Consider the following 6,730-nt stretch of genomic DNA (forward strand, 5'->3'; position numbering starts at 1 on the left):
GGGTTTGCCGCTCCCCGCGCTCCCTGCTATCCCGGCAGCAGCACAGGGGGAGTGAACGGTTACTCCTGGCTTCGTCGGGCCGATTGGCGTCGAGCAGTTGGATGACCGATTCAATCGGTTCGAATTGAATGAGATCGCCGTAGCGCATGTCCTGCCTTCTCTTTATTGCATTTCCACCGTCACCAGGCCATCGGTAGCGTAGTCTCGATGCTCCGGATGGCCCATTTCGGCATAGGTCAGCCGACCAGTTTTGCCGTCATCTCGCAATTCTCCTGGCCAAACCGCGACAACTCGCTTGCTGTGCGCGTGCCGTTTGAGTAAAGTAATGCAGTCTTGCCAGCGCGCGGCGAACCGACCAGCAGGATCAGTTTGCTGCGCAGGGCCGCCACGTCACCTGCAAGCATCTCAAGACGAAAGAGGATTTCTGGTGCCATTCTGGAACCTATTCCAGATTTGCACCTGTTTTTTAAGTGGCGCCCTGCAAGCCTTATGGCCAGGGCCTCTCTTGCAATCTACTCATTCCGGTAGTGCACACATGGGTGCACGGCTTTCGCTGCTTCAGCCCATGATGCACCAATCGGCCATTCTGAAGCAACTGACTGTCCCGCTTTGTCTCCTGGTCGTCGGCACTCGAATGGGGAACGCCAACGGCTCGTCATGCTGTCCCACAAAACGCAATCTTTGAGGGCGTTTTTCCGCTTAACGCAGAGTCGTTCATTTTTCCTTTTTTCGGGTTGCATGCGCCAGATTTTACTCTCCTTCTATCCCTACCCTGTTTTTTTAGTGGGACAATTGGGACACTTGAAAAAAACAGGCTTAATGCATTGATTATTAATCGTTTTAGCTGTCCCAAAAGTTTGGGACACTTGCCTTTTTGGCTGGGACACGTGGGACACTTTGTCCCACGATCCGGGGGGGTGGCAGATCGGGCTTGCCGCGGTCTGGTCGGGGCCTCGGGTTTCCTGCTGGGGTGCTCGATCGCCGCCAGTTCTTCCGGGTTGTCGTCTTCTCGATCGCTGAAGCCTGCCACTTGCCGACAACGGCGCCAGCGTCGGGCAGTGCTTGGTGGCGATCGTCGGCAAGCGGTGCCAGGTTGAAGGCGAGGCAGCGCACCGGCAGCCGATCGGGGTTACCTTGGCCTGGTCAGGGTGTCGGGTTTCTGGCAGGCAGCAGTTGCAGGCGTGTGTTCGGCTTGCCGCCGGCGTGGCCAGTGTCGGGCCACCCTCGATCACGCGCAGTTCTTCCGGGTCTTCGTCCTCTCGATCGGTGAAGCCTGCCACGTGGCGACAACGGCGCCAGCGTCGGGCAGTGCTTGGTGGCGATCACCGGCAAGCGGCGCCAGGTCGAAGACGAGGCGGCGCATCGGCAGCCGATCGTGCTGGCCGTGGCCTGGTCGAGCGTCTGGTTGCTGGCAGGCAGCGGTTGCCGCCATCCGCGCCGGTAGTCTGGCCTTGATCGTCGGCAAACTGGCGTTGCTGTGGTCAAGGGCGTGCAGCTCGTCGGCAGTTCTTCCGGGTTGTCGTCTTCTCGATCGCTGAAGCCTGCCACGAGGCGACGGCGGCGCCAGCGTCGGGCGGTGCTCGGTGGCGATCACCGGCAAGCGGTGCCAGGTCGAAGGCGGGGCACCGCACCGGCGGCCGATCGGGCGTGCCGTGGCCTGGTCAGGCCCTCGGGTTGCTGGCCGTGGTGCTCGAACGCGGGCAGTTCGGCGGGGTCTTCGTCCTCTCGATCGGTGAAGCCTGCCACGTGGCGACGACGGCGCCAGCGTCGGGCAGTGCTCGGTGGCGATCGCCGGCAAGTGGTGCCAGGTTGAAGGCAGGGCAGCGCACCGGCGGCCGATCGGGCGTGCCGTGGCCTGGTCGGGTGTCGGGTTGCCGGCAGGAGTCGCTTGCCGCCAGCGGCGCCGGAAGTCTGGCCTTGATCGTCGGCAAACTGGCGGTGCTGTGGTCAAGGGCGTGCAGCTCGTCGGCAGTTCGGCGTGGTCTTCGTCTTCCCGATCGGTGAACCCTGCCACTTGCCGACGACGGCGCCAGCGTCGGGCAGTGTTCGGTGGCGATCGTCGGCAAGTGGTGCCAGGTCGAAGGCGAGGCAACGCACCGGCAACCAGTGGCTCACCGGGTGAGTCGGCGGCAAGATCTAGGCCGAGCCGGTGGTTGGCTATACTGTGCAGCTATTCAACAGGATTGATCATGAAAAAAATCGGTGTCGTTGCCTTTGCCGTTGTCGTTCTAATCGCTGTGATCGTTCTTGGTTATCACAAGTACGAGGAAAAACAAGAACTAGCAGAAACAAGCAAGATCATGCGCGATGCATCCGTGCGGGTCAGTACATTGCTCGAATACATGCGGGGCGGGCATGGTGTCACTTACGCTGAATTCATACGACAGGCCAGGGAACACAACACCGCTATCACCCAGTCAATAATCACTATTAAGAGCCGACGGACGCCGAAAAACCCCGAAAATTTTAATCATGTCGTCTGGTATCTTGAAACCGTTCAGGCAGTCATCCGCGCCAGCGAAAGGACTACCCTTACCATGATCGAGGCGACCGCCGCCAAGCGCGGCGCCGAGGCTGCTTTGGCTCAACTCAATGCCTTTGTCGCCAACCCGGAGGATGGCAAGGCACGGTTCAACGCCACGTCTATGGATGCCGAGAGCATGTCAAAACGCTTGGCGATTGCCAGTGCCGAATTTGAGATTGCAACGCTCCAATTGCAGCAAGCAATGCTTGATCTGTCCGAGGCCAAGCCTCCAGCTAAATCGAGCATCCCTGTGGACGTTTACCTGTCCAAGAACGACTTGCGCGACATTACCCTAAAGATCAAGTAGCGTTGCCCGCCTCATATAGAGCCGGTTCCTGCGGTGGCCAGGAATACCGCCAGGCGATGGCGCATGCGGCCGGCGTGGTCGGTGCCGCCCAGTGAGTCGGCCGACCACGCCGGATCTTGTACTTTGCTGTGCCCGCGCGCGGCCTAGTCATCCCCGGGGCGCCCCGATCTTCACGAAATAGCAACGGTGACCCGCTCTGTAGGCGGCCAGCGGGCATGGATACTGGCGCAGAGCAATGACGCATCCAGCCGGCCAGCTCGGCGAAGCGATACGCCTCGATCACTTTGACTTGGCAGCAGCGCCGAGTTCAGCCGGCTGTCGATCACGGTCGAGATTCCCGGCCGGCCTGGTCATTGCCGGCAGCGACCACGCAGGCCGAATCGGTTAAGCCAGGCGCCTCGATTGTCCCAAGTCGGAAGCGCCGTCAGCGTCGGGCGGTACCGGGTGGCGATCGCCGCCAAGTGGGGTCTGGTCCAAGGCGAGGCGGCGCACTGGCAGTCGATCGGGGTTGCTGTGGTTAAGTGCGTGCAGTTCGGGCTGATCTTCGTCTTCTTGACCCGTGAAGCCTACCACAAGGAGACGGCGGTGCCAGTGTCGGGCGGTTCTCGGTGGCGATCACTGGCAAGTGGCATCAGGTCGAAGGCGAGGCAGCGCATTGGCAGCTGATCGGGCGTGCCGTGTTCTGGTCAGGATCTCGGGTTGCTGGCAGGCAGCGCTTGCCGCTGGCGGCGTCGGCAGTCTGGCCTTGATCGTCGGCAAACTGGCGTGGCTGGGGTCAAGGGCGTGCAGCTCGTCGGCAGTTCTTCCGGGTTGTCGTCTTCTTGATCGCGGAAGCCTGCCACGTGGCGACGACGGCGCCAGCGTCGGGCAGTGCTCTGTGGCGATCGTCGGCAAGTGGTGCCAGGTCGAAGGCGAGACAACGCACCGGCGGCCGATCGGGCTTGCCGCGGTCTGGTCGGGGCCTCGGGTTGCCTGCTGGGGTGCTCGATCACCGCCAGTTCTTCCGGGTTGTCGTCTTCTCGATCGGTGAAGCCTGTCACAAGGCGACGACGGTGCCAGTGTCGGGCGGTTCGTCGTGGCGATCGCCGGCAGGTGGTGCCAGGGCGAAGGCGAGGCAGCGCACTGGCAGCCGGTCGGGCGTGCTGTGGTCTGGTCGGGATCTCGGGTTGCCTGCTGTGGTGCTCGAGCACCGCCAGTTCTTCCGGGTCTTCGTCTTCTCGATCGGTGAAGCCTGCCACAAGGCGACGGCGGCGCCAGTGTCGGGCGGTTCGTCGTGGCGATCGCCGGCAAGTGGTGCCAGGTCGAAGGCGAGGCAGCGCATCGGCAGCCGATCGTGCTGGCCGTGGCCTGGTCGGGGCCTCGGGTTGCCGGCAGGCAGCGGTTGCCGCCATCCGCGCTGGCAGTCTGGCCTTGATCGTCGACAAACTGGCGTGGCTGGGGTCAAGGGCGTGCAGCTCGTCGGCAGTTCTTTCGGGTTGTCGTCTTCTCGATCGCGGAAGCCTGCCACGAGGCGACGACGGCGCCAGCGTCGGGCAGTTCTCGGTGGCGATCGTCGGCAAGCGGTGCCAGGTCGAAGGCGAGGCAGCGCACCGGCGGCCGATCGGGCGTGCCGTGGCCTGGTCAGGCCCTCGGGTTGCTGGCCGTGGTGCTCGAACATGGGCAGTTCGGCGGGGTCTTCGTCCTCTCGATCGGTGAAGCCTGCCACGTGGCGACGACGGCGCCAGCGTCGGGCAGTGCTCGGTGGCGATCACCGGCAAGCGGTGCCAGGTCGAAGGCAAGGCAGCGCACCGGCAGCCGGTCGGGGTTGCTGTGGTCTGGTCAGGATCTCGGGTTGCTGGCAGGCAGCGGTTGCCGCCAGCGGCGCTGGCAGTCTGGCCTTGATCGTCGGCAATTCTTCCGGGTCGTTGTCTTCTCGATCGGTGAAGCCTGTCACGAGGCGACGGCGGCGCCAGCGTCGGGCGGTGCTTGGTGGCGATCGCCGGCAAGTGGTGCCAGGTCGAAGGCGAGACAGCGCACTGGCGGCCGGCAGAGCTTGCCGTGGCTTGGTCAGGATCTCGGGTTGCTGGCAGGCAGCGGTTGCCGCCATCGGCGCCGGCAGTCTGGCCTTGATCGTCGGCAAATTGGCGTTGCTCGGGTCAAGGGCGTGCAGCTCGTCGGCGGTTCTTCCGGGTCGTCGTCCTCTCGATCGGTGAAGCCTGCCACAAGGCGACGGCGGCGCCAGCGTCGGGCGGTGCATGGTGGCGATCGCCGGCAAGTGGTGCCAGGTCGAAGACGAGGCAGCGCACTGGCGGCCGGCAGGGCTTACCGTGGCCTGGTCGGGATCTCGGGTTGCTGGCAGGCAGCGGTCGCCGCTGGCGTGGCCAGCATCGAGCAGTGCTTGGTGGCGATCGCCGGCAAGTGATGCCAGGTCGAAGACGAGGCAGCGCACCGGCGGCCGATCGGGCATGCCGTGGCCTGGTCGGGTGTCGGGTTGCTGGCCGTGGTGCTCGAACGCGGGCAGTTCGGCGGGGTCTTCGTCCTCTCGATCGGTGAAGCCTGCCACGTGGCGACGACGGCGCCAGCGTCGGGCAGTGCTTGGTGGCGATCACCGGCAAGCGGTGCCAGGTCGAAGGCAAGGCAGCGCACCGGCAACCGGTCGGGGTTGCTGTGGTCTGGTCAGGATCTCGGGTTGCTGGCAGGCAGCGGTTGCCGCCATCGGCGCCGGCAGTCTGGCCTTGATCGTCGGCAAATTGGCGTTGCTCGGGTCAAGGGCGTGCAGCTCGTCGGCGGTTCTTCCGGGTCGTCGTCTTCTCCATCGGTGAAACCTGCCACAAGGCGACGACGGCGCCAGTGTCGGGCGGTAGTCACCCTAACAAGCCTCGCTTTTTGGCCTGTTGAGCACGTGGCACCTCGTTCACTCGCGGTCAACGGTGGGTAAAGGTTCCTCTGACGACGCATCGTGCGCAGGACCACGGGCGGGCCTCTTGAAAACCGGCTCCTTGATGGTTCCGTACCACACCCGGATACCCGCCGCAGTAATCGCCGCGTCTATTTTTGCCTTGATTTCCTTGAGCACGTTGCAATACTCAAGCCGCTTCCTGAATTCCCTTAGGGTGTGGATCTTTTTGGCCATGAAAGATCGTAGGCAGATCAAAGTGTGTGGGCATGATGGGCTTGGCGAAGAAGCCTCTCGGGTGGTATGTAACAGGTGACGAAGCGATTACGTACCGCCACAGGAGACCCCTTCATATGGAAGCATACACAAACGAGACGTATTTTGACGAGTTTGCCTTCGCGTGCGAGCAGTTTGCAAAGCTGCTGAGCGAGCTGAGGTCGGAGTCGGCACGAGTCCTGGAACATGAGGAGATCGAATCACTGATCGCGCGCGAGGGGAATGAGTTGTTGCGGCGCCTGATGCAGGGGTACCTGGATCAACGAACGGCGGCCGAAGAAAGGTGTGAAGGAGTGACCGGGGCGGACGGAGAGGAGCGGCGGCATTGCCGAGCCAGAAACCGACTGCTGGTGACGTTGTTCGGCGAAGTGACGGTAGGGCGCCTGGGGTACAGCGGAGCCCGGCTGGGGAGTGTTTTCCCGTTGGATGCGGCGCTGAATCTGCCGCCGAACAAATACTCCCACGGGGTGCGGCGCAAGGTGGGGTTGGAAGTGGCCAAGGGCTCGTTTGAAGAGGCGGTGAAGGCCATCCAGGAGGGCACGGGTGCGGAAGTGCCGAAGCGCCAAGCCGAAGAACTGTCACGGGCGATCAGCGCGGATTTTGACGAGTTTTACGCCCGTCCGCCGGTGGAGGAAGACAGTGCACCTGAGCAGGAAGCCAGTGCGCCGAAGGAGGGTGCTAGCCAGCCGAAGGAGGGCGCCAGCAAACTGCTGGTGATGAGTACCGATGGCAAGGGCATTGTCGTGCG

At 63.3% G+C, this 6,730-nt stretch carries 9 protein-coding genes and 1 pseudogene; 5 read left to right on the forward strand and 5 right to left on the reverse strand.

Features of this window, described 5'->3' with window-relative positions:
- Positions 1 to 148: DUF6079 family protein (locus ACCAA_RS21750; protein WP_222104794.1), on the reverse strand; the 148-nt coding region annotated here is incomplete at its 3' end.
- A gap of 14 nt (positions 149 to 162) precedes the next feature.
- Positions 163 to 327: a BREX-3 system P-loop-containing protein BrxF gene (gene brxF / locus ACCAA_RS21870; protein WP_245754405.1), complete on the reverse strand. Its 165-nt coding sequence runs from the start codon at positions 325 to 327 to the stop codon at positions 163 to 165.
- A gap of 988 nt (positions 328 to 1,315) precedes the next feature.
- On the opposite strand from brxF, the gene ACCAA_RS22405 reads away from it, so the two are divergent.
- The 4 genes from ACCAA_RS22405 to ACCAA_RS02915 all read left to right on the forward strand — a co-directional run bounded on the left by ACCAA_RS22405 (position 1,316) and on the right by ACCAA_RS02915 (position 3,497).
- Positions 1,316 to 1,444 carry a hypothetical protein gene (locus tag ACCAA_RS22405; protein WP_281193154.1) on the forward strand — a complete coding sequence of 43 codons (129 nt, stop codon included), beginning with the start codon at positions 1,316 to 1,318 and terminating at the stop codon, positions 1,442 to 1,444.
- 203 nt (positions 1,445 to 1,647) lie between these two features.
- On the forward strand, positions 1,648 to 2,004 hold the full coding sequence (locus ACCAA_RS02905; RefSeq protein ID WP_186405753.1) for a hypothetical protein: 357 nt from the start codon (positions 1,648 to 1,650) through the stop codon (positions 2,002 to 2,004).
- Positions 2,005 to 2,189: 185 nt separating this feature from the next.
- The gene (locus tag ACCAA_RS02910) at positions 2,190 to 2,831 is read left to right on the forward strand and encodes a hypothetical protein (RefSeq protein WP_186405754.1); all 642 of its coding nucleotides are present in this window, start codon (positions 2,190 to 2,192) and stop codon (positions 2,829 to 2,831) included.
- A 402-nt stretch (positions 2,832 to 3,233) separates the two neighbouring features.
- Positions 3,234 to 3,497 (forward strand): hypothetical protein, encoded by a 264-nt coding sequence (locus tag ACCAA_RS02915; RefSeq protein WP_186405755.1) that lies wholly within the window; start codon positions 3,234 to 3,236, stop codon positions 3,495 to 3,497.
- Positions 3,498 to 3,867: 370 nt separating this feature from the next.
- Here ACCAA_RS02915 and ACCAA_RS02920 read toward each other — a convergent pair whose 3' ends face one another.
- From ACCAA_RS02920 to ACCAA_RS02930, 3 genes are all read right to left on the reverse strand, one after another.
- Positions 3,868 to 4,152, reverse strand: coding sequence for a hypothetical protein (locus ACCAA_RS02920; RefSeq protein ID WP_186405756.1), 285 nt, complete (start codon positions 4,150 to 4,152; stop codon positions 3,868 to 3,870).
- Positions 4,153 to 4,578: 426 nt separating this feature from the next.
- Positions 4,579 to 5,373 carry a hypothetical protein gene (locus ACCAA_RS02925; protein ID WP_186405757.1) on the reverse strand — a complete coding sequence of 265 codons (795 nt, stop codon included), beginning with the start codon at positions 5,371 to 5,373 and terminating at the stop codon, positions 4,579 to 4,581.
- A 351-nt stretch (positions 5,374 to 5,724) separates the two neighbouring features.
- On the reverse strand, positions 5,725 to 5,943 hold the full coding sequence (locus ACCAA_RS02930; RefSeq protein ID WP_186405758.1) for a hypothetical protein: 219 nt from the start codon (positions 5,941 to 5,943) through the stop codon (positions 5,725 to 5,727).
- 116 nt (positions 5,944 to 6,059) lie between these two features.
- Between ACCAA_RS02930 and ACCAA_RS02935 the strand changes: the two are divergent.
- Positions 6,060 to 6,730 (forward strand): annotated as a pseudogene (locus ACCAA_RS02935) (ISKra4-like element ISHoc2 family transposase); the annotation flags it as partial.

Source organism: Candidatus Accumulibacter aalborgensis (assembly GCF_900089955.1).
Classification (GTDB): Bacteria; Pseudomonadota; Gammaproteobacteria; order Burkholderiales; family Rhodocyclaceae; genus Accumulibacter; species Accumulibacter aalborgensis.

Coding starts and splice junctions, on each gene's coding strand:
- ACCAA_RS02910 (WP_186405754.1), top strand. CDS start 2,190: ATGAAAAAAATCGGTGTCGTTGCCTTTGCCGTTGTCGTTCTAATCGCT.
- ACCAA_RS02920 (WP_186405756.1), bottom strand. CDS start 4,152: ATGCGCTGCCTCGCCTTCGACCTGGCACCACTTGCCGGCGATCGCCAC.
- ACCAA_RS02930 (WP_186405758.1), bottom strand. CDS start 5,943: ATGGCCAAAAAGATCCACACCCTAAGGGAATTCAGGAAGCGGCTTGAG.